The sequence below is a fragment of the Thioalkalivibrio sp. ALJ21 genome, assembly GCF_000378605.1.
Lineage (GTDB): Bacteria > Pseudomonadota > Gammaproteobacteria > Ectothiorhodospirales > Ectothiorhodospiraceae > Thioalkalivibrio.
In genome coordinates this window covers 952,480-974,512 of record NZ_KB905155.1, presented here as the reverse complement: position 1 = coordinate 974,512, position 22,033 = coordinate 952,480, and the positions used below count along the sequence as shown (strand labels likewise).

The window sequence follows — 22,033 nt, the reverse complement described above, 5'->3', positions numbered from 1 at the left end:
GAGGGCGCCGGCGGGCGGGGCTTCCCTCTACGCTTACGGTTCCTGCGATCAGCGTGTTATAGCGTCGCACCAAGACCGGCCCGTCTAGCGTCTTTGTGTCGGTCACGGATGCCATCAGTCATCACCATTCATGTTGAAAACAATCAGGCCGGAATCGCTGTTATTCAATCGACCATTGATCACGAAAAGCCTTTGACTTTCACCTTCTCCAATGGTTGTTATACCCGGGTTTCCCGGGACGCCGAAAACCGCTTCATAATCGGGCTGCGTATCTACCAAGCAAATCGCAGATTCTAGGCCACGAAGCCGCTCGACCCGGCCGCCTCCAAAATAATACCGGGGCTCCGTCAGGATCGAGTCGATGTCTGCAGTTCTGGGGGCCCGCCCCATGTTCCCACTTTCCACAAAAGTCCGAGCACGAACCGACAGATCTGAAAGGTCTGCGCTACCTGGCAAGTAGAACTCATCGTTTGTTGTCGTGGCATGCGGTTGCCCATTCGCTTGGATCACCTCCGGGGTATTTATTGGGTTCCCATTCCTCTCACCACCTGCTATAAAGCAGGGCGCAGGATGATCATAGAGGCTTACCGTGTCTCCGAACCCCTGAAGCTGTACAAAATTGTCAAACGATCCCGTCGACCAGCTTGTTAGCGGAGTCGCACCCCTTGGGGTGGAAAGCCACCAAACCGTCTTTTCGTCGGCAATGACCGCCCACTCATTCCCTCCTGTGCTGGTGTTGCTCTTATGGAACACAACACCATCAGATTCCTGAGTCAGTGTGGGATAGGGATCCACGAACTTGGGTTCTTCGTTTTCATCCCACCCATCAAAGTCAAACGCTGCGCGCGCGTAGGCGACGGTTGCGATGGCTCCCGACTTGCTATCATCAATGTAAAACCAGTGCTGCGGGCTGGATGGGTCGCTCGACTTAAAAGCGCCTCGCTGGTTGTCTGCGTGGATCTGCTCTTCCCATCCCACAGGGTCTTGGTTTCCGTACCCTTGAACAAGGCACTTTCGCAAAATGTTGAGAAGGCTCCCCTCTGTGTTCTCAAGAATGGGGGCATCTGCATCTGCGGACGTGTACAGTTTGAAGGCCATTAGCTTGCGTCTCCTCGGGTTTGCAGGCGGAAGGCGTCGCTTTCCGTGCGGTCGTCACTGGCGAGCACCGTGCGCGCGATCCACACGGGGCGGTTCGCCGCGCGGGTGTCGAAGCGGACCACGTTGCCGGTACTCCATCCGCCGCCCCAGCCGTCCGGGTCAATGCGGAAGTACGGCACGCCGCCTTCGGTGGTCGGGTTGGTGGGGGCGATCTCTTCGTCTATGGGAACGTTCGTCAGGATCTGGCCCGTGTATTCCCCGATCACGTTCACGGTGCTGGTGGTGTTGAACTCCAACCGCCACCGCTCTTCGATGGCCCCTTCGTTGGTCACCTCGATGGGGTAGTCGGTCTGGTTGTACGTCCCGCCGGCGGCGTCTCCGATGCGCTCGTCTGCCCATGTGCCGGTCCAGGTCTGTTGGTCCCAGGCGACACCGGCGGCGGCCTGCAGATCGCCGTACAAGAGCGCGGTGCTGAGGTAGGTCTCCCCCCCAGGGAAGTCGTGCGATAGGGGGCTGGCCAGGCTCACGACGCCGGTGATCTGCGCTTCGCTGACCAGGCGCATGTCTTCGATCCGGTGTTCGCAATAGAACGGCGCGCTGTAGCCGCTGGGGTCGTCCACGCGAACGGTGCCGGCGTCGAGGTCGATCTCTAGCTGTTCGTCCGGTACGCGCTCCCCCTCGGCATCGTAGACGTGCGCGTAGCTCAACCGCTCCCGGCCGAGGTCCGTGGTCGTGTCTCCGTTGCCGAGGTCGGTCGTGTCCGTGTGGTGGATGATCGCCACGTTGCCGCTGCGAATGAACGGCACGCGGCCGTCTGCAGGCAGTCGGATCGGGTCGAGGCCGAGAATGTCCGGGTCCAGGGGGATGCTGCTGAAGACCACCGCGCTGAATCGCGCGTCGCCTGGGATCACCAGCGTGTGGGGCTCGGCGTCCGGGTCGCTGTCGTCTTCGCTGTACTGCCAGTTTTCCCCTACCCACAGGCCGAACTCAAGATCCACGGCGCCGGTCTCCCAGTCCACCTTGCCCCGGGTGCGTCCGCTCGGGTCGCTCAGTTCGCCGTTGGCGTTGCCCTGGATCGTCAAGCTGTCGCCCTGGGCCGTGAGCGCGTTCACGATCAAGCTCTGGTTGCGAAGCGGGGCGCCGGGCACGCGGAAGGCCAGGCGGTTGGTGGCGATGGTGCCGGTCGCGGTCGCCATGCGGAGCACCTCCAGGGCCTGGCTGCCGGAACCCCAGCGGGTGAGCTCGATCTCCCCCGTGTCATAGCGCACGCTGCCGGCGGTTACGCCGAACCCGGTGCTGGGGTCCGGGTCGATCACCAGATCGCCGTCGCGGTCCTCATAGGTGCTGCCCCGCCAGCGAAAGCGAAGGCTTCCCGGGATGATCTGTTCGGCGCGAAGTCCGAGCAGGTTGCCCTCTACGGCCGGGGCTTCCACTTGCTCGGTCACGGTGCTGCCGGTAACGCCGGGCGGGAAGTACCGAACGGCGATCCCGCTGGCGAGGCGCTCCTGGGTCACGCGCTCTTCCCCTCGCATGACGACGCCGCTGGCCCAGTTCTCCCGGCTAATGCTGGACCACTCTTCGTTTTTCACCACGGTAACGGTGATCGTGCCGGTGCTGTAATCCACGTTCCCCGTGGCGCCCCGCAGGCCGCCTTCGCCGTCGTCCTGAACCCGGCGGGTGCGGGTGCCGGTGCGGGAACTGGTGTCAACCTCGGAACTGAGGCCCCAGACGTGCCGCCCCCCGTAGCGCGCGCGCTCTTCGCTCCATTCCACCTGGTACTCAAGGGAAAGGGAGCCGGGCATGATGCCCTCGCCTAGCTCGATTACGGCCACGCCGTTGCTGTCCAGGCTGGGGCTGGTCTCGAGCGCCTCGCTGGGGGCTTCGTCGCCTTCTACCTGGACCAGGCTGTCGAAGTCCGGGGCCTCGCTGGCGCTGGGCTCCAGAATCGCCAGGCCGGTGGGGTAGTAGATCGCCCCGCTGGCGTCGCCTGAAAGCTGCCCCTTGCCGTCGTCCGTCGCGGTCTTGGTGTCGCCTCCGACCAGCCAGGAAACGGTAACGCTCCCGGGCAATAGCGCCTTCCCGGCCTCCACGCGGATGCGGGTGTCGTCCAGGTCGCCTTCGGTGCCGCTGCGGTCGTGGTAAACAAGCTCCCCCGCGCCCCAGGCGTACATGATCGCGCTGGGAACGTCGGGTAGCTCTGCCAGGGTCGCCTGGATCGTTCCGGTGGTGTAGTCCACGGTGCCGGTGCCGGTGCCTTCCAGGCGGCCTTCGCCGTCGTCCCGCAGCTCATACCACCGGCCTTGCGCGCGGTAGTTGACCGATACGGTGCCCGGGGCCGGGCGCGGCGTGGCGCTGTAAACGTAGTTGAACGCGCGGTTCTGCAGCGTGACTTCCACCGCGTCGGTCTGCGCTACGTCCTGAAACTCAACATCGCCCCCGTCCGTCTCCAGGGTGATCGGTACCCCGGCGGCGGCGTCTTCGTCCGTCAGCGGCGTCTCTGCCTGCGTCGCGGGCACCAGCGGGGTGAAGATGCGCGCGCAATCGACGGTCAGGTCGCCTTGCTGCGCGGGCTCCCGCAGCGGGGTGATGCCGTAGTAGCGCGCGGCGTCTGCCACCACGGTTTCGCGCACGGTGGTGTCGCCTCCGGTCACGCGCGTGCGGCTGGGCTGGTACCCCGGGAAGTCGGAACGCAGGGGCTCGCTGATCTCCATCGTCACGCGGCGCCGAATGTACGTCCCCCGGTCGTCCTCATACTCGACCTCTTGGTGATCAATATCGGTCACGCGGATGTACTGCGTCGTGCGCTGTGCGCCGCTTTCGTCGTCCAGGGCCAGGGTGGTGCCGATCTCCGGGATCGGCGCGTCCAGGCGCTGCAACACAGTGATCTGGCGCTGCCCGGCAAACTGGGTGCCGAGCAGGTAGGCGCGGGCCTCGGGCCCGAGCACGACGTAGCTCTCGATCCGGTCTTGCGCGTCGAGGCGGCGGTCGGTCCAGTTCTGTGTGTCGAACAGGGCCACATGGACGGTCGGGTCTTCCGGCGGCTCTACGATGGCCAGGTGCGCCCCGTAATACACATCGGTGTTCGGGCTGCGCACCGCCGGGTAGGCTTTGCGCAAGCTCACGCGGCCGTACACGCGATCTAGGCTGGAAATGTCGGGAAAGAGGTTATTGGCCTGCCCGCTCTCGATCACGTTGCCGGTCAAGCGGCCCCCGCCGTCGTCGTCGTCCGTCAGGCGGTCGGCTTCGAGTAGCTGGATGTCGGGTTCAAAGATCGCCATTATTCGGTCGTCCTCAGTCGCAGGGTTAGGGTCCAGTAGCCGGCCCCGGTCAGAATCTCCCGGGTCTCAATCGGGCGATCTCCGTGGCGCCATTCAACGCTTAGGGTGCGGCCGTCCCATAGCTCCAGGGTCATGCTGGTTTCGTGCAGCAGCGCGGTTAGGGCCTCAAGGGTGGGGCGGTCTGCCCAGGCCCGGTCTTCCGCGCCGCTCAAGGTCACGGGGCGCCCGCCCTGGCGCTCCATGCCGCGTTCGGTGATGTGCGTGCCGTCGATCGCGTGGGCGGCCTCTTCGGGGTAGGGCTCCCAGGCCCATTCGTCTTCCCATTCGAGGTCCGGCGGTAGCTCTACGCTGTTCAGTTTCATGCGCTTCCCTGTTGTGCGCGCGCGCCGTGGCGCTCAAGTTCCCGCAGGAACGCTTCGGCTTGGGCCTCGGGTACGTCGAGGCCGGCGCTGCCTAGCTGAATCCGCACGGTGCGGCTGGCTCCGCGTTCGCGGGGCTCGGCGGGGCGTTCCTCCCGGCGGCGCTCGAGTAGTGTCTTGCCCTTGCCGCGCTCCTGGTCGCGTAGGTCTGCGATCTCCTTTTCGCGACGTAGGCGGTCGACCTGGCGCTGCTCTTCCTCGGCGTCCAGTTCTGCCAGGCGGCGCTCCATGCGGCGAATGTTGCGGGCGTTGGCGTCGCGGGTGGCGGCGTAGCGGCGGCCACGGGCGTTGCGCATGGCGTTCCGTTCCCGCTGCATCATCTCTTCGAGGCTTTCGCGGTCTTGCCATCGCTCTATGTCGACGCCGCCCCGGCCTCGGCGCCCCCGGCCGCCACCACGGCCGCCGCTGCCCCCTTCTTCCCCGGCTTCGGCCGCGCGCCGGATCTTGCCCTCGGCTTGCTCGGCTTCGTCTCCGATGCGCTTCCACTCCCCGGCGGCCCGGCCGGCTTCCTCGGCAATTCGGCCGGTGGCCTGTGCGGCTTCGTTGGCGCTGCGGACCACCACGCGGCCGGTCTCGTCTACCTCCGTGCGCAGGCCAAGCTGTGCGCCCTCGGCGGCCACGGTCGCCTCGATCACGCCGTTGTTCGCGTCGGCTGCGCGCTGCGCGTACTCCGCAAAGGCGCGCTGTAGCTCCTGGGTCGTGGCTGTGCCGCTGTCGCGGATGCGCTGGAACGCCTCTTGTCCTTTGCGGGCGGTCTCGTCTAGCTCTGCCTGGCTGGTGACGCCGAGTTCCTCGAAGGCATCCCCCAGGTCCGTGGTCGCGGCGCGCAGGGCGCGCTGTTCGGCGGTGATGGCCCGAAGGATGCCGCCGAGTTCCTGCATGCTGGCGCCGGCCTCCAGCGCCTCCCGGTACTCCGTGCGCAGGGCCTGAATGTTCGCGCGGTGTTCCTCGGCTTGGGCGTCGGCTCCCTTGAACGCGCCGGCGCTCTTCTTGCCGGCTTCGTCGGCCGCGTCTCCGACTTGCCCGTAGCTCCCGGCCGCCTTGCGGTTGGCGGCGTCCACGGCGTCGGCCATGTCTTTGGCGGCCTGGCCCTCTTCGTCCATCGCATCGGCGGCATCGCGGGCGCTGTCGGCTGCCTCTCGGTTGAGGTCTCCCATGCGCTGCAGGCTTTCGCCGGCTTGCACGGCGGCCTCGCCACTGGCCCGGGCGGATTCGACTACCCGCTCGCCTAGTGCGTCGGCCATCTCGTCTAGGGTCTGCGTTACGTTCTCCGCCTTGAACCGCAGTTCATCGCTGGCGAGGCCGATGGCGTTCAGGCCCCGGATCAAGCCGGTCACCGCCTGGGAAATGCGGTGCACAACGGACACGATCATCAAGGCCACGGTGCTGACGACCGTGTTCACCGCCTGGAAGATCGCGATGATGGCGTTGCCGGCGGCGCTGGCCCCGGCGGCGAATCGCTGCATGCCTCGGGTGGCCGTCGTGAACTTGTCCGTGAAGCTCTCGACAATCTCTTCGGCGCTGCCGAAGCTGGCGATGAAGTCCTTTATGCCCTGGACGCCTCGGTCGAACGTCTCCACGATTTGCTCGCGTAGGCGGTCGAGGCTGCCGTCGTTCACAAGCTGCTGGAGGCGGGTGGCTAGGCTCCGGGCCTCTTCCGCAATGCGGCCCAGCAGGGGTTCCCCGAGGAAAATCTTGACCCGGCGCCAACCGCTGCGAAGGTTCTCCATCGCCCCTTCCATCGTCGCGTCCATGCGCGCGGCGGCGGCCTCGGCGTCCCCCATGCTGTCGGTAATGCGGTCGCGTAGCTCCACCAGGGCATCGCCGCCCTGGGCAAGCAGGGCGCGCATGCCCGGGCCGGCGGTCTGCCCCAGCGCCAGCAGGGCGGCTTCGCCCTGGGGCCCGGCCCGCTCTAGCTCCACAATCGACTGGATAAAGTCGTCCGTAGTGATGCCTATCGCGGCCAGTTCCTTGCGGTAGTTGCTGCCGCTGTCGATGAACTGGGTAAAGGCGGTATTCAGCGCGGTACCGGCGCGGCTCCCCTGGATCCCCGCGTCGGATAGCTTGCCGATCAGCGCGGTGGTCTCTTCAATATCCAGGCCCAACGCGCGCGCGGTGGGGGCGGCGTAGCTCAAGGCCTCCCCGAGTTGCGTCACGGTGGTGTCTGCGTTCGCGGCGGCGGCGGTCAGCACGTCGGCTATGCGCGCGCTTTCCTCGAACTCGATCCCCATGCCGTTCGCGGCCTGGGTCGTTAGCTGTGCGGCTTCGGCCAGGCCGATGCTGTTACCTTCCGCCAGCGCCAGAACGCTGGGGAGGGCTTGGATGGTTTCGGTGGTGGAAAGGCCGGCCCGTGCCAGGCTCTCCATTGCCTCGGCGGCCTCGGCGCTGCTGTAGCGGGTGCTGCCCCCCATCTGCAGGGCGGCGGCTTCCAGGCGGGCCATATCCTCGGCGCTGGCCTGCGTGACTGCGCCTACCCGCGCGAGGGCGCTCTCAAGGAGGGAGGCCTCCCGAACGGTGCTGCTGAAGAACCGCCCGACGCTGCGGACGGAGAAATAGGTGGCAAACGCGGTGCCCAGGCTGGTTACAACGCCGCGCAGGCCCGTGAACTGGCGCCGAACCGCGCGCAGCGGGGCCGTGGCCCCGTCTCGGACGGATAGAACGATACGGGCTGCGAGGTTGCGGCTCATGGTGTGTGCCTATGGGGGCGCTTGCGCGCCCCCGCAGGCGGCCCCCCCTTAGTCTTCGATAACGGTGCGGAAGAACTGGGACGTGCCGGTCGGGCGGCTGGTATCGCTGAGGATGGTGGGGTTCAGGGTCAAGTTGGCGAACTCTTCCCCAACGATGCCTAGGCCTTCGGTGGGCGCGAAGCGCATCCGCCAGATGTCGACTGCAAAGTGCTTGGAGCGCGCTTCGTTGTAGCCCCGGAAGCTGGCCTCGAACTCATAGCCCGAGTTCATCATGGCCTCCACGACGTGGTGCTTGCCGTGGTGGTACTTGATCACGATCTCGGTTCCGTCTGCGATGCTGGAATCGCTCGGGATCAAGACGCCGCCGGTCTGGACGATGTAGTCCGTGCCCGCCTCATAGGTATCCGTGCCTTCCGTCGGCTCTACGGTCACGCTTTGCGGGTTGGTCATGTCGAGCGGAATCAGGCCGCCCTTGTACGCGGTCACGGTCTCTTCGCGCTTGTTCGTGTCGGTCGCGGCCTTGCTGGTGGCGTCCCCGTAGAGCGCAATCGCGATGTTCTCGGGGGAAAGATCGAACACCTGCATGGACGCCTGAACGCTGGTGATCCGGCGAATCTCGTTACGCGCGCCGCCGCCGGGGCTGCGGAACTCGTTTTGCGTAATGGTGTTCTGTTCAATGTTGAACGCCAGTTCGTTCATGTTGCCTACGGGGCGCATCGGGCCTGCGTACCCGCGCCGGCGGATGTAAAGCTCGCCCACACCCAGGTGGCTGTAGTCTTCGGTGATGATCTCGCTCATGTCGTGCTCCGGTTATCGGTGGTCGTGTGTGTGGTCACTTCCCAGGCGGTCGGGATGTACGCGAAACCCTCCCGGTACACGGGGGCGGGTGGGTCTGTGGCCTGCAGGCGCCCGTGATCGGCGTCCGGGCGGAAGTTCATCAGGGCCGGAATCAAGGCCCCCACCAGCGCGCCGGCCTCGCCTTGTGCGGCGCCTTCGGTGCCAACGTTGCGAACGGCTACGACGACCAGCCAGCGGACGATGAATTGCTGGGTACGGCCGGCCCCGGCCTGGCCCCCCGGGCGGTACCCGTCAAACACGACGTACAGGGCCGGCGTGCGCTGGCTGCGCTCTTCAACCGTCTGCATGTCGGTCATGGTCCCGTAGGTCGCCACGGCGTCGCCTAATGCGGCCTTGCATTGCTCGAGGATCGCGCCCTCGGCGGCGAGTAGGTTCCCGCTCACAGCGCGTTCTCCATGTGCCGGTGTAGGGTGTCCAGAACCTCGCTGGCCCATCGGTCAGGCAGGGTGGCTTGGCCGCTCTCGCTGATCGGCAACATCGCGCGGCGCGGAATCTCCACGCTCTTCTTGCGCGCGTATCCACCGGGCACCTTGAAGGTCAAGAACGGCGAACCCTTCGGGGTGTAGCCGCAGACGTTGTTGCCGCTCGGGCGCTGCGCGTGAATCGTGGCGCCGAACTGGTGGACCAGGGCGTAACAAACGTTCGTGCCCACAACCGCCTCGCTTGCGGTCGCGTAGCCGGTGAAGCTGTTACGCAGGCGGCCGGTGTCCCGCAGGGGCTGGCCCTGGCGAACGGCCAGCGGCGCCCATTGGCGGCCCCAGGGGTCGGTACCGGTGCGGAACCCGTCTTGAATCAACGTCAGCAGCCGGCGGTTGATCGCCTGCAGCGCCGGGCGCGGGTTGGCCGTCATGCGCGCTAGGCGGTCAAGGGCCAGGCCTACGGTCTGGTCTTCAATGTGGGCGGTTCCGGTAATCATCAGTAGCCGCTCAAGGTCTCGCGGGTGAACGTGCGGTCACGGCGCCGGCGCGTGCCGGCAAATCGGCCGGTTCGCTCGCGCGGGGTCAGGCCCTGAATCTCGCGCCGGGCCTGGCCTGCGTCGTCCAGGTACTTGCGCGCCTCGGCGGCGCGCTCGTCTATGTATTCGGGACGGCTTGCGGGGTAGAGGCGGGCCCGTGCCAGGGTCGCGCATAGCTCCCGCAATTCGTCGGGGGGGTTGGCGACCGGCGTCTGGTAGCGGCTGGCCAGGCGGCTTTCCACCTCGGCGGTGGCGCGGGCAATCGCTGCGGCCACCGCTTCGTCGGCTTCGGCTTCCCCGGCCGGCCCGCCCGCGAGTTGTTCAATCTCACGGGCGGTATAGGCCGCTTCCAGATACGCGCGGTCGATCATGGGTTACGCTCCGGCCGCCGCGCCGGCGTCGCCACCGGTGCTGCTGTCGGTACCGGCGTCGCCACCGGTGCCTTCCTGGTCGGAACCTTCGCCGCTGGGCTTGGCCTTGTTCTTGCCTTTGCCCTGCGGGGTGGCCGGGGCGCCCTTGATGGGCTCCACGGCCGGGTAGGGCCCACGCAGCAGGTCTTCCGCTTCGTCGGGGGAGAGCGAAACGGTCGAGCCTGCGGCGTGGGGCTTACCGTGCAGGCGAATCGGAAGCAGAGCCCGATAGCTCTTTTTCGCGTCCGCCATGCTTTACGCCTTCACGTTCTGAACGAAGAACCCGGCATCCTTGGCGGCGATAAGCTCCACCAGGGATTCGCCTACGCGCACGCGCTGGCTACCGCGCAGGCCCACCTTCTCTTCGTTCATCTGGCCCGCTACGCGGTCACCCCACTGTGCGGTGTACCCGAAGGTCAGTCCGCGCTGGGTATCGGCCACCGGGTTGCGGTGCAAGAACGCGCAATGGGCGCCCCAAACACGCGCCATGTTCGGTTCTTGGCCCTTGCGTGCGGTGTTCACAAAACCCTGGCCCACCAGAATGTCCTCAAGCTCGAAAAGCTCGGCAACGGCGGCGCGGGTAGCGGCCCCGGAGTCGCCACTGTTGCCGTGGGCGGCCTTGACGATGTGGGGGTTGGTACGCAGGGCGGTCCATGCGGCGTTGCCCATCACGGCAATGTTCGGGCGCACGATGGGGGTGTCCAGGTACTCGAGAACCGCCGGGATCGGGTTGGCGTCCGGGTTGCTCCACTTGCTACCGGCTGCCAGGGCTTCCTTGTGCGTGAAGTTGTCCGGGTTGTGAACCATGCCGGCCACGCGAACTTCCCGGTCCAGCAGAATCAGGTCGGTCATGGCTTCGACCGCATGGCCCACCGGGTCGTGGCGCTCGTCTGCGTTCTCCAGGTCCGCATTCGGGATGATGTCGTCCAGGCCGTAGTCGCGGGTCGCGGCGGTCTCTTCCTTCGCGCCGAACTCCACTTCGTTGGGCATGGACTTGCGGCCCACCAGGGTGTTCGGAACGGTGAAGCGTTCGGACTTCGCGTACTCCATCCACTTGAAGACTTGTTTGCCAACGCTTACGCGCGGCAGCACGTCGTCCGCAATCATGGCGCGGTTGGTGTAGGCCAGGGCGATCTGCGTCAGATGCTCCTGGATCGGGAACGGGGCGTACTTGGTATTCATCGGGGTCTGTCCTCTATTGGGGTTCGGTGGTGGCTACCCGTTAATCCGCCGGGATCGCGCTGCGGTCGATCATCACGGAGCCGTGGTCGCCGGCATCGCCGGCCATCATGGCGATGCCGACGATGTGGTCTCCGGCGGAGGCCTTAACGGCGCGGCCCTGGGCATCGGCGGTCAGGCGGTCGCCTCGGGTCACGGTGCCGCCCAGTTCAACCTCGGCGGCGCCGGCCATTACCACGTCCATCGGCTCGCCGGCATCGGCGGCGCCCAGGCTGTCGGAGACGCCGATGAAGGCGGCGGAGCCATCGGTCGCCTGCGCGGCCTTGGTGTCGCTGTCACCGAACACGACCAGGCGGTGCGGCTGCACCTCGCTGGCGGCATCGAAGTTCTTGATGTAAAGCTCGTTTTTCATGTCCTGTTCCTCGGTAGGGGCTGCGGGTTCGGGCGCCGGTTACTCGGCGTTATGCTTGCCGGCGTTCACGGCCGCGACGGCTTCGGTAAAGCTCAGGTGCCGGCCGGTGCGCTCCTTGTAGTTCGCCTGGTAGGCGCGGGCTTCATCGGCCACTGCCTTGTTGTCCTTCGGCTCGGTGGCGTCGTCGTCCGTGTCGGCGGCGCGCTCGCTGTAATCGATGGCCTTCGGCAGCTTGGCGATGAAGGCGGACAGGAACTCACGCGGGGTCTGGCTGGTGGCGTCTTCGCCCTCGCCAAAGTCCACGGCCGCCTCGGCGTCCAGGGTCTCCGCGAACTGAACCAGGGCGGGCACGTCCTGCGGGCGGATGCGGCCGGCCTCGGCGTGTTCCTTGAACTCCGCTTCGGCGGCCTGGCGACGCATGGCCGCTTCCTGTTCCGCGATGCGCTGTTCGCGTTCCGCCAGCTTCGCTTCGCGCTCCGCAAAGTCGGTCGTCTGGTCGTCTTTCTTGGCGCCGTCGGCGCCCTCGGTCTTCTTGGTCATGGGGTCTTCCTCGGGTGTGGTCTTCGGGGCTTCGGTGAAGCCGGGTTCAGGCTCGGCGTCCGCTTCGCCCTCCAGTTCGCGGCGGCCGGCGTCTTCCAGGTCTTCCACGAGGTAGGCCGGGATTACGTTGTCCGCTTCCTCCTGGCCCCGGAATCCGATCATCCATTCGCGCAAGCGGCGGAAGAGGCCGGCGGTCATGGTGGTCTCGATAAATTCCACCGCCTCGTCTTCCTCGCTGAACGCCACGTCTTTGAGGCCCTTCACGGCCGGCGGCTGCGCGCCCAGGAATCCAACGTGCCGGAGGTAGTAGCGGCCCGGGGTCGGGTTGTTCGGGCTGTCCGGGGTATAGAACGAGGCGCTGCGCTTCTTGAAGCGGCCGGCCTGCACCATCTCCGCGAACGCCTCGTCTACCTGTTCGGGGGTGGCGCGCATGGATCCGTCTTCGGCGTACTCCAGGCCCTTGATCCAGCCGTAGGCGGGCAGGTTGTCTTTCGGGTGGCCGACCGTAATGGGCGCTTCGTGCAACGCCGGGTCATAGCCTTCAACGGCGGCGCGGAGGTCGTCCTCGGTAAAGTTCAGCGTGGTGCCGCCGGCGCTGGTGTGCGTCCCTCGGCGGAAAATCTCGAACGGCTGCATGGGCTGGCCCTTTGTGGGTTTGCGCCATTGTCCGGGGGTGCTACGGGGGAAGATCAGGGGGGACCGTTTCCCCGGGCGCGCTCGCGTGTACGCCGGGGCTTTACATTAGCGGCCGGAAGTGTACAGTAGGGGCTGACAATCAACCGCAGAGGGGAGTCTGCTATGTCCACGTCCGCTATCTACAACATCGACGGCCAGTACTTCTATACCCACTGGGATGGGTACCCGGAAGGCGCGGCCGTTCGCCTGTTCAACATGATCCACGAACTGACCCAGCCGGCCCGCGATGGGCTGGACGAGGTTCGCGATGCGCGCGGCGGCCTGGGGTTCGCCTTCGTCCGGGGGAACCTGGACGCCGAGCCGCATCCGGGCTCCTACGATACCTGGGGCGCCGAGTACCTCTACAGCGTCAAAACCGGGGCGGGCCCGGCTCAGGTCGTTATCGCCCCGCGCGGGCGCACCGAGGGGGTCTGGCTGTCACAAGAACCCCTGCCGCTGGTCGATTGGCTGGTGTCGCTGGGGCACCCGGTGTGCGAGTGCGAATACGCGCCGTATTTCGGGACCGTCTACCGGCTGGCTACCCGCGAGAACGCCGGGGCCTGTGCGGCGGCGGCGGCGGCTCGGGCTGAACGCTACGGGCCGGAGAACCCGAACCGGGCCGGCTTTGCCGCGAAGGCGCGGGCCTGGGCTGTCGCGGCTGGGATCGATGTGCCGGAAGTCGCGGCCGTCGCCTGAACCTTGGCCCCGGCTTCGGCTGGGGCTCTCTTTCCGGGGCTGCGGCCCCTTTCCCTGGAGGTGTCTATGTGGGTTTTCCTTCCCGATTGCGCGGTGTCCATCGTGGCGCACCGCGACCATGAAGATTCGCTACTGGTGCGGGCTCGCCTGCGCGGCGATCTCGAGCGGTTCCTGGCTGGTTGTGAAGAGGCCGGGGGTGTTACTGAAACCCCGGACGCGGATTACCGGTTCCGCGCGGTCGTGCAGCGCTCCGTGGTGGGCGCGATCCTGTCGGACCAGGCGGCCGGTATGGAGTACGACAATTTCAAGAACCAGGTGCGGCCCGATGAAGACTTGCGCCACTCCTGGTACTACCGGGCCTGGCAATCGGGCCTGAACTGCCAGGAATCCGAGCGGCGCTTCGAGCCGCCTTACTGGCTGGAAGAACCGGCGGAGCCCTAGCGCCGGGCGTCCCCCTGCAACGGCCGGGCCTGGTGCCCGGCTTTTTCTTTATCGAAAACCGCTCGATCCCCCTTGTACGAGGGCCAACGGTCCTATATAGTATGACTCATGGGGTCGCAAGGGGCGGCCCCGGCAAGCAAGCAAAAGGGGAAACCGCAATGACCAACCTGACCGAGAACGAGATCAAGGCCCTGGAATCCTGCCTGAACTATGAAGACCGGGAGACGCAGCTCTCCGATAACTACTCCAACGGCGACCCGGCCGTGTTCCGCAAGGTCTTGGGCTGGGATAAGCACCAGGTCGCTGGCCTCATCTCTAGCCTGGAACAGAAGGGCATGGGGTTCCACGACGAAGAGGACGGGATCTTCTGGCTGTCCGTGGCCGGCGTGCATGCCATCTTCGACGTGCTGGAAGCCCGCGAACGCGGCGAATAATCATCCGGGGCCCTGCGGGGCCCCTCCCAACCGAAGGAGGGACGCGCCATGCGCTACCCATTGAAGATCAAGGCCAGCCGCGTGTTCATCGAGGAATTGTACGAGGCCGAATACGGGGCTTTTGAGGACAAGCAGAACGATATCGAGCGGGCTCAACGGACTGGGGATTGGCAGGGCCCATTCGGGGACGGCTTTGCGATGCCGTCTGTGTGCGAGTTCCTGGGGCGATGGAAAACGCAAATTGAGGTGCGGAACGTTCTCGAACTGGAGGAACTGTACTTCGCGCTCGCCTCGGGAACCATCGGGGTCAGGGGGTACGCCGGGCAAGCTAACCGGATTCTGGATCAAATCCGGCCGGAAGTCCGGGCCAGGTTCCCCGATCTGGTGAAGTCCTGGCCTCGGCAGATGAGCTACTAGGGCCGCCGCCCACGGGGGTAATTCTCGATAATTGCCCCCACCCTGTTGCAATAGGGCCAACGGTCCTTTAATGTATCAGTCATGGGGTCGCGCAGGGCGGCTCCAACAAGCAAGCAAGGGGACAGCAGATGATCTACACCGCCGAGCAAATCCGCGCCGAGCGCAACCTGATTCGCGACGCCGGCCTGGCGATCCCGGGAAAGTACGACGCGCGGGGCCTGATGGCCCTCCACCAAAAGTACCTGACCCTGTTCCGCAAGGGCGCAACGTTCAAGGTGCCGCGCCGCGAGCGCGCCGGCCTGCTGGTCGAGGTCGTCAAGTACGAGAACGAGCGCCGCGAAAAGGCCCAGGCTGCCCAGGCGAAGCAAGCGGCGGCCCTGGCTGCTCACGTCCCGATGGGCGGCCTCGGCGCCGACTACGCCGACCACTAATCGAAACGGGCCCCTGCTGGGGCCCAACAAGCAAGCAAGGGGGATCGCCATGACTGTCACCGTCGAGTTCAACGTCCACGCCTATGAACGCGCCCACGGCCGCTGGCCCCGTAACACCGAGCGGGGCACCTGGGTGTTCCAAGAGATCACCGGGTTTCGCGAAGGCGAACCGGTGTTTGTGCCGGGCCCCCGCAGCCTGGCTGCCGCGAAGCGGTACATCGTGGAAATGGTGGCCGCTGAAGGTGAAACCGGCCGCAACCGCCGCGAGTTCCGCGTCTGCCCGTAACCTGAAACCGGGGCCCTGCAGGGGCCCCTATCGCAACCAAGCAAGGGGAAACCATGAACGCTTACACGTCCCGTATCCTTTGGAACCGCAGCGGCCTTCGCCGCGACGTGCCGCTGTCCCGCGCCGGTACCTACTCGGGCGCACTGTGCGGTGTTCCCTTCGAGGTCTTTATCGCCAGCAACCCCGGGGGTAGTTATACCCGCTCGGGATGGTCGGTCTCCCTGCGAATGAACGGGGCGCATGTGCGGCGCACAGGAATCCAGGGCGGGCTCAAGCGCGCGGCCCAGGTGGCGCGCGGTCTCATTCGTGACGAGGTGGCGTATCTGCGGGGCGATGAATTGCCCGGGCGGGTGGCGTCGTGACCGCCCCATCTCTCCCCCCGTGCGATCCCGAATCCATCCGAGCGGCGCGTGAAGCGGTGGGGCACTCCCAGGCGCAAGCGGCGGCCCTGGTGCATACGGACGGGCGCACCTGGCGCCGGTGGGAAGCGGGGGACCGGTCTATGCCGCTTGCGGCATGGGAGTTGTACCTGCTGAAAACCGGGGCGCGGCCCCTGTAATGTCATCGTCTGCGCCGGGGGCCCGCTCCCAGTTGGCGCAGTTCCAATCCGGCCGCGTCTCGGCTCGCTTCAACGTGCAGCGCCATCCTTCCCCTGTGGGTCGGGTGGCGTTTGTGCAATAACGGCACACGCGCGGCGTCACTCGCTGTCCTCTCCCTTCGTTTCGTCGTCCTTCGGGCTGTAGATCACACGGAAGGCACCGGCCTGGTCGCTGGAACGCTCCAGCATGGTCTCGCGTGCCTTGCGGCGCTCTTCCTCTTCGCGGGTGTCTTCGTCTCGGTTGTCGTCCTGTTCCATCGTCTCCCCCTCCGTGAATTGCTGGGTCGCGCCTCCGTCCAGAACTTCCTCGACTACAACATGCCAAACGGCGCCGCGCTGCTCTGCCGATTTTACCTCGACAATGGTGCCCGGGGGGAGCAACACCTCCCGCTCCCCCATGTTGCTGCTGACGCCGTCCACGTCGGCATGGGGTTGGCGGGTGCGAACGGTGAACCGCATATCGCCGCCGAATCCGCCCCCGTAGGACGAGGAACTGAACGACTGCCATTCGATCCGCGTGCCCGGGGTGGTGTGGGCTCTCACGTAGGCCTGGTGGTTCGGCACCTGTTTCGAGTTGACCCCTCGGGTGTACTCCCCGGCCGGGCGCTGCGGTAGCTTGCGCAGGGCTTCGGTCGCGGCGGCGACGGCTTGCCGGATCGGCTCGGTCATGGGCCGCTGTTGCCGCAGCGCTTCGTTCATGGTCCGGTAGGCGGCCCCGGTGTAGGCGGCCAGGGCCTGCATCTCCACCTCGGGTACGTTGTGCTTGCGCATGGCATCCCGCTGGTGCGGCTGCAGGCGGTTTGCCCCGTACCCGATGGAGGCGGCCCACTTCTGAACGGCGGCGGTATCGTAGTCCCCCGGGCGCGGCGCCAGGTCCGGTGGCACGCGGGCGTTGTCCACCTGGATCCGGTCTGCGGCGATGGCCTTGTGAATCCCCGCGCCCCAGGCGGCCGGGGCCCCTTCGCCGGCATCGATAATGTCCTCAAGTTGCCGCCGCACCGCCTTGTAGTGCGCGCGCAGGGCGTCTTTCGTCTCCCGGGTCACGTAGGCGGTACCGGCCCCCAGCGTCTCGTCTATGGCGTCCAGGGCCTGCCGGGCGCGCAGAATGTCTTTGGCCCGAAGGGTGCCGCCCTGTGCGGCCTGCATGCTGATCCCTTTCGCGGCGTCGATCACGCGCTGGTCGGCAACCGCCACGGAGCCCTGCGCGTCGCTTTGCGCCTTCTTGATGCTGGCTGCGGCCTGTGCGCTGGAGGCGGGCTTCGGCCCCCCGGGAATGTCGAGGTCTGCGCGCTTGGCAATGTCCCGCTTGCGGGCAATGAGGCGATTCGCCAGGGCGGTACGCGCGGCGGTGTCGCCTGGCCCGTAGGCCATGACTGTGCTGCGAATATCGGCGTCTGAAACTTCCAGAACGCGCCGGGCCGATGCCTGCAGGGCGGCTTGATCCATGCCCCCAAATACGCTTGCGGCCTGGCTGTTCGTGCTGGGGTCTCGCAGGCTGATCCATTCGGTCACGCTATCCCCGAAGGCATCGCCCTTGCGCTGCCCCTGGGCTCGGTAGAGCAAGGCGCCCCCGGTGTCGATACGGATGGCCTTGCCGGCGCGAACCATCATGTTGTCGTACTCAAGGCCTACAACGTCCCAGTTCGCCAGCCATGCGTCGACGGCGAACCCGTCACGGGCCCCCGCCGGCTTGTTCGTGCCCCGCAGCGCGTTCGGGTTGCGCTCTACCCCGTCCAGCACCTTCGAGGCGACGGCGGTGCGTCCGTCCCGGGTCGCCATGCGAACGTCGGGAACGTCCACGCCGGCCAGGGCGTAGAGGCGGGCGGCGAGGACTTCGTTGCGCGCTTGGTCCGGGTCCGGGGGGTTCTTGACGTACCAGCGATCCCCTTGCCGGTCTCGGTACATGCCGCCGGGGTTGCTGCCCCCCTGGCCTCCGATCTGATCCATGTCCGCTGTATTCAACGGCGGGCCGGCGTCGAGGTCTGCGGTGGGGCCGTCGCTGTCCTTCTTGGCGGCCTTCGCGGCGGCGGCCGCTTGGGCGGCCTGTGCTTTGCCGGCGTCGATCTCCTGTAGGACGGCGGCCTGTTCCTTCTTGCTCAGGGCCTTGAACGCGGCGGACTGTTTCGGGGTGGGGGTCTCCCCCTTGATCGCTTTCTTCTTGTAGCCGGCGACGGCGGCCTTGGCCTGGCTCTTCGCCTGCAGCGCGGCGGCCTGGGCTTTCACCTGGTCGGCTAGTTCCTTGGCGGTCATGCCGGCGGCCGTGCCGTTGTTCGTCAGCTTCTTGAGCGCCGCCTTCTCCATGATCGGGGCGGTGGGGCTGCTCAACCCGTCCAGGTACTTCTTGGCCTCGGCGTTCGCCTTGGCGGTGCCCAGCTTCTCCAGCCAGGCCTTGCGTTCGTTCCCCGGCAAGCTGTCGAGGGCCTTGCGCTGCGCGGGGGTGGGGCTCTTCCCGGCCAGGATGTTCTTCTTGTAGCCGGACAAGTAACCTTGGTTCGTGTTCTTTTTCTGTAGGGCCTTCGCGCGCGCCAGCAGGGCGCCTAGCTTCTCGGGCGCCGGGCTCGCGTTCCAGCCGTCGTTCTTCTTGAGTTGCGCGAGCGCCTTGGCCTTCCACTTGCCGGGGTCGGGTACGTTCCCGCCTGCAATGTCGTCCAGTTGCTTCTGTGCGGCCCGGTGTTCGGCGTTCTTCGTGGACTCAAGGCGGCGGGCCTTCTGCTCTCGGGTAACGGCGCCAGCGGGCTGTGCGCCGGCGTAGCCGCGCCCGTCGAAGGTCTTGCCGGGCGCCGGGCGCATGTCCGGGGGTAGGGCCTGGATCTTCTCCTGGAGTAGCGCCTGGGCTTTCTGCGAACGCGCGAGGCCCGGGTTGTGGTCCCAGCCGGGGTCAAGGTCGCGGGGGACGCGGTGGGTCTCCCCCGTGCGGGGGTTCTTCCATTCCTTCGTGCCGGGGCTCGGGCGGCGGCTCGGCTTCAACCCGCGCGCGGCCATCTCGGTCTCGCTGAGTTGCTGAACCCCGCAGCGGCAGTTCCAACCGTTCGGCGGGTAGTGCGTTTGCCAGAACTGGTCGGTCACGGGCAGCACCGTCCCGTTCAGGGCTTCGTGTTCCGGCCGGGTGCGGTGGTCGTCCACCGCGTCATACATCAGGTAAGGGGCCTCTTCCGCCTGCTCTTCGATCCGCTCCCAGGCCCCTACGCTGTAGGCGCTCTGTAGATTGGTGCGGAATATCGTTTGCAGCCGGCCGCTGCTACCCAGCAGGGCGTTCACGCGCTCCCCGGTTAGCGGGTCCACCACGTCTTTGCGGCCCCACCATCCGCGCGCCTGCAGGGTGGGGATCAAGTCGTCCCGAAACTGGCGAAGGGTGCCGCCCCGGGCCATTGCTTCGTCCAGGGCCTTGCGCACGTCGCCTAGCATGTCCACGTCCATCATCTTGGCTACCGTGAACGCATGGTCATGCTCGGCGCCGAGCATGTCCCGCCAGTCAAACGTGGTCTTGAGTCCCTTCGCGCGAAAGAACTCCACCGCCTCTTTGGGCGGCAGGTTGAAGCTGGCCCCCAGGCTTAGGCTGCCTGGGGTCTCCCGGTAGTCGTGGGCGCTCATCGCTGCGTGCGAAGGTTGCCCAGTAGGCGCGCGAACAGGCCCGTGCGCTCTAGCTTGTTGACCGCCTCGGCGGGGGGCGGGGCGTCCACAAGCTCTGCCAGGCGGGCCTTGAACGTCTCGGCGTCGTCCGTCTCTTCCAGGTAGGCCAGAAGCTGCTCTACCCGCTCCCCGAGCAGCTCTTCGTGATCGCCGCTGTAGTGCCGGGCTGCCTCTGCGATGGCCTGCTGATCGGCGCGGTGCAGGGCCTTGGTGCTGTCCCCCTCGGCAAAGGCGGCTTCTAGGGCGGTCTCCAGGTCGTCCGTGGGCGCCTGGTCGGCGGGTACCCAGCCGGGCCCATAAGTTTCTTCGATATAGTCTGGCGTCGGCTTATAGCCCATCTGCAGGATCTTCGTGTCCCGGTCGGCTCGGTCGTTCTGGTCTTCCTCCCGCTCCATGCGGCGCCAAACCTTCGGGGGGGCGGCGTCCGGGTGGTTCCATTCGGACCACCAGGCAATCGGGCCCCGGTGCAGGGCCTCGCTAATCATGTCGGCATCGGCCTTCACAATGTCGTCCCGAACGTCCATGTGCACCTCGGCTTGGGCGCGGCTGCTCCCGTTGTCCGTGGTCATGGTCTGGCTCAGAACGATCTTGGTGATCGCTTCGTTCATGGCCTTGCGCATGGAATCGTAGTCACCGGTCCCGCTGCGGGCGGCTTCGATCAACTCCACCGGTATGTCGTCCGGCCGGAGGACCGCGCTGTCCACCTGGATCGCCTCTAGGAACTCCAGGGCCCGTGCCCGCTGCACCGGGTCTTCCATCATCGCGCGGGGCAGGGCGGCGCTTGCGGTCGGCTGGCTGAACTTCTCGAGGAAGATGGCCCAGTACTTCATCCCGTTGCGCTTGAAAAAGACCGGCCAATAAAGGCGGTGGGCCAGGCCCCGGCCGTATAGCTGGCTGCTGTTCTCCGCGCCGTGCGTGATCCACAGGAACTTGCGTTCGGGCATCCGCTCCCCCTGGGGCTTCTTGGGGTGTAGCAGGTAGATGCCCCCGTCCAGGCCCCGGCGGAACCGCTCGGCGGGCCGCACCAGAAGGTCGTCCAGGGCCACGCGGCCGTCCCGCCGCTTCCACATGCACTCGGCCACGCTGTAGCCGTAGTGCACCGCGTGCAAAAGCTGGCGCGTGATCTTGTCGAACTCCAGCGCGGCCAGGTCTTCCTTCAGGTCGTCCGCTGCGCGCTGGTCGGCTGGGCTGTCGCCTCCCGGGATCACCTCCCATTCGCGGCTTATGACGGCCAGGAACCGCTGTTCCAGGGCCGAGCCCACCTGGTCGTCCCGCAATAGCTCCCGGTAGATGGCCGGGTCTCCCCCGCGCTGCGCGATGATCGCGTCGTCATTCGCCAGGAGCGCCCCGGTCCAGTTGTGAACCCGGGTCAAGCTGTCAATCGGTGCGTATTCGCCTTTCGGTGGCTGTGCCATGTCTCAATACCCTCGCATGTCGTGTTCGCTGCGAATCCGGCCCCAGCCGGTGTCTGCGTCGTGTCGTTCGGGGTCGCGGGCGCCGGTGCCGGTGCTGGCGAACTCCATCCAGGCGGCGCGGCCCTCGATCCACTTCAGAAACTGGGTCACGCTGTCCACCCGGTCATCGTGTGGTGCCTGCGGAAACAGGGTTAGCTCTAGCTCGAAGTCCAGCAGCCAGGGCGCGGCCTCGGGTAGCAATACCCGGCCGGCTTCCCAGGCGGCGCTGGTGGCAATCGCGCGCGTTACCTTGTCCCCCTCGGGCTCTATGGCAATGATCGGCAGGCGCGTCTCGCTGCGCAGGTCTTGGATCAAGCTCTGCCCGCTGGCCTTGTCTTCGATCAGGATGGCGTCGGGTTGCCACTTCTCCGCTGCGTTGATCACCGCGCGCTTGAGGTCCGGGTAGGGGGCCCGGTCCCGCCATACGTCGCGCAGGTAGTGCCCCGACTTGTTCGTGTCCCAGGTCGTGCAAACGCTCGGATCGTTGTGTTCCTTTGCCTTGTACGCGGTGTCCCAGCTTTGGGTGCGGGCCTTCCGGTGCGCCGGGGGCGTGCCGTAGTGCTGCAGCCAGGCGTTCTTGATGATCCCGCCCTCGGGGTTCGCCCGCCAATCGCCATCGAGCCAGGCGCTCACAAGCCACGCGGGGCCCGAACTGCGCAGCCGGCGCTTGTACCCCGGGTCGTTCTGCAAGAGCGCCGGGTTGTCGTCCAGCTTGCTCGGTATAAATACGCGCTGCGTGCCGGTCGTGGGGTCCGTGTGGACCGTCATGGGCGGGGCGGGGTCCACATACCGCTGAACGATCCAACCCTGCCCCGGCCCCCCGGGGTTCGCGGTCAGGCGTAGCTTGCAAGGCACGCCGTACTTGCTCCGAAGCGTGCCCCGTAGCTTGTCTATCGGCTCCGGGGTGGCGAAGTTCCCCGCCTCGTCTATGCAGACCCAGGTGTAGCTGTGCCCCTGGTAGCGGGCGGCGTCGGCATCCTTCGCCAGGTACCGCAGTTTCAAGGCGCCCCCAGCGCTGTTCCCCCCGGGCATCACCCAGGTGTTCCGCTGGCCTTTCCATTCCGCGCCTATCGCCGGCATGATCTCGTCCAGCCGGGCCTTTACCTCGTCCAGTTCGTCGTAGGTTCGGCGCATG

General features: G+C 66.5%; 23 protein-coding genes. 8 read left to right on the top strand and 15 right to left on the bottom strand.

The window, feature by feature from the left end; all coding sequences use genetic code 11:
- Window positions 1-114: 114 nt before the first annotated feature.
- From F579_RS0104590 to F579_RS0104535, 12 genes are read right to left on the bottom strand one after another with little or no spacing between them, the layout of a single operon-like run.
- A complete protein-coding gene (locus tag F579_RS0104590) occupies window positions 115-1,098 on the bottom strand; it encodes a hypothetical protein (RefSeq protein ID WP_019024051.1) in 984 nt (327 codons plus the stop codon).
- Complete coding sequence (locus tag F579_RS0104585; protein WP_019024052.1) at window positions 1,098-4,376, bottom strand: hypothetical protein; 3,279 nt, start codon at window positions 4,374-4,376, stop codon at window positions 1,098-1,100. Before F579_RS0104585 ends, F579_RS0104590 begins: the two co-directional genes overlap by 1 nt.
- Window positions 4,376-4,738: a hypothetical protein gene (locus F579_RS0104580; RefSeq protein WP_019024053.1), complete on the bottom strand. Its 363-nt coding sequence runs from the start codon at window positions 4,736-4,738 to the stop codon at window positions 4,376-4,378. The genes F579_RS0104585 and F579_RS0104580 overlap by 1 nt, the downstream gene beginning before the upstream one ends.
- Window positions 4,735-7,482, bottom strand: coding sequence for a phage tail tape measure protein (locus F579_RS0104575; RefSeq protein WP_019024054.1), 2,748 nt, complete (start codon window positions 7,480-7,482; stop codon window positions 4,735-4,737). The genes F579_RS0104580 and F579_RS0104575 overlap by 4 nt, the downstream gene beginning before the upstream one ends.
- A 48-nt stretch (window positions 7,483-7,530) precedes the next feature.
- Entirely contained in the window at window positions 7,531-8,280 is a 750-nt protein-coding gene (locus F579_RS0104570) for a hypothetical protein (protein ID WP_019024055.1), read from the bottom strand.
- Window positions 8,277-8,723 carry a phage protein Gp37 gene (locus F579_RS0104565; protein ID WP_019024056.1) on the bottom strand — a complete coding sequence of 149 codons (447 nt, stop codon included), beginning with the start codon at window positions 8,721-8,723 and terminating at the stop codon, window positions 8,277-8,279. The genes F579_RS0104570 and F579_RS0104565 overlap by 4 nt, the downstream gene beginning before the upstream one ends.
- Entirely contained in the window at window positions 8,720-9,256 is a 537-nt protein-coding gene (locus tag F579_RS0104560; protein ID WP_019024057.1) for a phage virion morphogenesis protein, read from the bottom strand. Before F579_RS0104560 ends, F579_RS0104565 begins: the two co-directional genes overlap by 4 nt.
- On the bottom strand, window positions 9,256-9,666 hold the full coding sequence (locus tag F579_RS0104555; protein ID WP_019024058.1) for a phage protein Gp36 family protein: 411 nt from the start codon (window positions 9,664-9,666) through the stop codon (window positions 9,256-9,258). The genes F579_RS0104560 and F579_RS0104555 overlap by 1 nt, the downstream gene beginning before the upstream one ends.
- A gap of 3 nt (window positions 9,667-9,669) precedes the next feature.
- Window positions 9,670-9,957: a hypothetical protein gene (locus tag F579_RS0104550; protein WP_019024059.1), complete on the bottom strand. Its 288-nt coding sequence runs from the start codon at window positions 9,955-9,957 to the stop codon at window positions 9,670-9,672.
- A gap of 3 nt (window positions 9,958-9,960) precedes the next feature.
- Complete coding sequence (locus F579_RS0104545) at window positions 9,961-10,887, bottom strand: hypothetical protein (RefSeq protein ID WP_019024060.1); 927 nt, start codon at window positions 10,885-10,887, stop codon at window positions 9,961-9,963.
- Between the two features lie 40 nt (window positions 10,888-10,927).
- Window positions 10,928-11,296 carry a capsid cement protein gene (locus F579_RS0104540; protein WP_019024061.1) on the bottom strand — a complete coding sequence of 123 codons (369 nt, stop codon included), beginning with the start codon at window positions 11,294-11,296 and terminating at the stop codon, window positions 10,928-10,930.
- A 39-nt stretch (window positions 11,297-11,335) separates the two neighbouring features.
- Window positions 11,336-12,472: a peptidase gene (locus F579_RS0104535; RefSeq protein WP_019024062.1), complete on the bottom strand. Its 1,137-nt coding sequence runs from the start codon at window positions 12,470-12,472 to the stop codon at window positions 11,336-11,338.
- Between the two features lie 162 nt (window positions 12,473-12,634).
- Here F579_RS0104535 and F579_RS0104530 point away from each other — a divergent pair, with 162 nt between their 5' ends.
- The 8 genes from F579_RS0104530 to F579_RS15500 all read left to right on the top strand — a co-directional run bounded on the left by F579_RS0104530 (window position 12,635) and on the right by F579_RS15500 (window position 15,775).
- On the top strand, window positions 12,635-13,207 hold the full coding sequence (locus tag F579_RS0104530) for a hypothetical protein (RefSeq protein WP_019024063.1): 573 nt from the start codon (window positions 12,635-12,637) through the stop codon (window positions 13,205-13,207).
- 66 nt (window positions 13,208-13,273) lie between these two features.
- Window positions 13,274-13,648, top strand: a complete 375-nt coding sequence (locus tag F579_RS0104525; protein ID WP_019024064.1) for a hypothetical protein — start codon at window positions 13,274-13,276, stop codon at window positions 13,646-13,648.
- Between the two features lie 158 nt (window positions 13,649-13,806).
- Window positions 13,807-14,082 carry a hypothetical protein gene (locus F579_RS0104520; RefSeq protein ID WP_019024065.1) on the top strand — a complete coding sequence of 92 codons (276 nt, stop codon included), beginning with the start codon at window positions 13,807-13,809 and terminating at the stop codon, window positions 14,080-14,082.
- 48 nt (window positions 14,083-14,130) lie between these two features.
- Entirely contained in the window at window positions 14,131-14,499 is a 369-nt protein-coding gene (locus F579_RS0104515) for a hypothetical protein (protein WP_019024066.1), read from the top strand.
- 128 nt (window positions 14,500-14,627) lie between these two features.
- On the top strand, window positions 14,628-14,930 hold the full coding sequence (locus F579_RS0104510; RefSeq protein ID WP_019024067.1) for a hypothetical protein: 303 nt from the start codon (window positions 14,628-14,630) through the stop codon (window positions 14,928-14,930).
- Window positions 14,931-14,979: 49 nt separating this feature from the next.
- Window positions 14,980-15,216: a hypothetical protein gene (locus tag F579_RS0104505; RefSeq protein WP_019024068.1), complete on the top strand. Its 237-nt coding sequence runs from the start codon at window positions 14,980-14,982 to the stop codon at window positions 15,214-15,216.
- Window positions 15,217-15,269: 53 nt separating this feature from the next.
- Window positions 15,270-15,578 carry a hypothetical protein gene (locus F579_RS0104500; RefSeq protein ID WP_019024069.1) on the top strand — a complete coding sequence of 103 codons (309 nt, stop codon included), beginning with the start codon at window positions 15,270-15,272 and terminating at the stop codon, window positions 15,576-15,578.
- Complete coding sequence (locus tag F579_RS15500; protein ID WP_081616895.1) at window positions 15,575-15,775, top strand: helix-turn-helix domain-containing protein; 201 nt, start codon at window positions 15,575-15,577, stop codon at window positions 15,773-15,775. The genes F579_RS0104500 and F579_RS15500 overlap by 4 nt, the downstream gene beginning before the upstream one ends.
- A gap of 138 nt (window positions 15,776-15,913) precedes the next feature.
- On the opposite strand, the gene F579_RS0104495 is transcribed toward F579_RS15500, so the two are convergent.
- From F579_RS0104495 to terL, 3 genes are read right to left on the bottom strand one after another with little or no spacing between them, the layout of a single operon-like run.
- A complete protein-coding gene (locus F579_RS0104495) occupies window positions 15,914-19,405 on the bottom strand; it encodes a phage minor head protein (RefSeq protein ID WP_019024070.1) in 3,492 nt (1,163 codons plus the stop codon).
- Window positions 19,402-20,859, bottom strand: a complete 1,458-nt coding sequence (locus F579_RS0104490) for a DUF935 family protein (protein ID WP_019024071.1) — start codon at window positions 20,857-20,859, stop codon at window positions 19,402-19,404. The genes F579_RS0104495 and F579_RS0104490 overlap by 4 nt, the downstream gene beginning before the upstream one ends.
- Window positions 20,860-20,862: 3 nt before the next feature.
- A complete protein-coding gene (gene terL / locus F579_RS0104485) occupies window positions 20,863-22,032 on the bottom strand; it encodes a phage terminase large subunit (RefSeq protein ID WP_231365773.1) in 1,170 nt (389 codons plus the stop codon).
- Window position 22,033: the final 1 nt, after the last annotated feature.

Coding starts and splice junctions, on each gene's coding strand:
- F579_RS0104590 (WP_019024051.1), bottom strand. CDS start 1,098: ATGGCCTTCAAACTGTACACGTCCGCAGATGCAGATGCCCCCATTCTT.
- F579_RS0104585 (WP_019024052.1), bottom strand. CDS start 4,376: ATGGCGATCTTTGAACCCGACATCCAGCTACTCGAAGCCGACCGCCTG.
- F579_RS0104580 (WP_019024053.1), bottom strand. CDS start 4,738: ATGAAACTGAACAGCGTAGAGCTACCGCCGGACCTCGAATGGGAAGAC.
- F579_RS0104575 (WP_019024054.1), bottom strand. CDS start 7,482: ATGAGCCGCAACCTCGCAGCCCGTATCGTTCTATCCGTCCGAGACGGG.
- F579_RS0104570 (WP_019024055.1), bottom strand. CDS start 8,280: ATGAGCGAGATCATCACCGAAGACTACAGCCACCTGGGTGTGGGCGAG.
- F579_RS0104560 (WP_019024057.1), bottom strand. CDS start 9,256: ATGATTACCGGAACCGCCCACATTGAAGACCAGACCGTAGGCCTGGCC.
- F579_RS0104555 (WP_019024058.1), bottom strand. CDS start 9,666: ATGATCGACCGCGCGTATCTGGAAGCGGCCTATACCGCCCGTGAGATT.
- F579_RS0104550 (WP_019024059.1), bottom strand. CDS start 9,957: ATGGCGGACGCGAAAAAGAGCTATCGGGCTCTGCTTCCGATTCGCCTG.
- F579_RS0104545 (WP_019024060.1), bottom strand. CDS start 10,887: ATGAATACCAAGTACGCCCCGTTCCCGATCCAGGAGCATCTGACGCAG.
- F579_RS0104540 (WP_019024061.1), bottom strand. CDS start 11,296: ATGAAAAACGAGCTTTACATCAAGAACTTCGATGCCGCCAGCGAGGTG.
- F579_RS0104535 (WP_019024062.1), bottom strand. CDS start 12,472: ATGCAGCCGTTCGAGATTTTCCGCCGAGGGACGCACACCAGCGCCGGC.
- F579_RS0104530 (WP_019024063.1), top strand. CDS start 12,635: ATGTCCACGTCCGCTATCTACAACATCGACGGCCAGTACTTCTATACC.
- F579_RS0104525 (WP_019024064.1), top strand. CDS start 13,274: ATGTGGGTTTTCCTTCCCGATTGCGCGGTGTCCATCGTGGCGCACCGC.
- F579_RS0104520 (WP_019024065.1), top strand. CDS start 13,807: ATGACCAACCTGACCGAGAACGAGATCAAGGCCCTGGAATCCTGCCTG.
- F579_RS0104515 (WP_019024066.1), top strand. CDS start 14,131: ATGCGCTACCCATTGAAGATCAAGGCCAGCCGCGTGTTCATCGAGGAA.
- F579_RS0104510 (WP_019024067.1), top strand. CDS start 14,628: ATGATCTACACCGCCGAGCAAATCCGCGCCGAGCGCAACCTGATTCGC.
- F579_RS0104505 (WP_019024068.1), top strand. CDS start 14,980: ATGACTGTCACCGTCGAGTTCAACGTCCACGCCTATGAACGCGCCCAC.
- F579_RS0104500 (WP_019024069.1), top strand. CDS start 15,270: ATGAACGCTTACACGTCCCGTATCCTTTGGAACCGCAGCGGCCTTCGC.
- F579_RS0104495 (WP_019024070.1), bottom strand. CDS start 19,405: ATGAGCGCCCACGACTACCGGGAGACCCCAGGCAGCCTAAGCCTGGGG.
- F579_RS0104490 (WP_019024071.1), bottom strand. CDS start 20,859: ATGGCACAGCCACCGAAAGGCGAATACGCACCGATTGACAGCTTGACC.
- terL (WP_231365773.1), bottom strand. CDS start 22,032: ATGCGCCGAACCTACGACGAACTGGACGAGGTAAAGGCCCGGCTGGAC.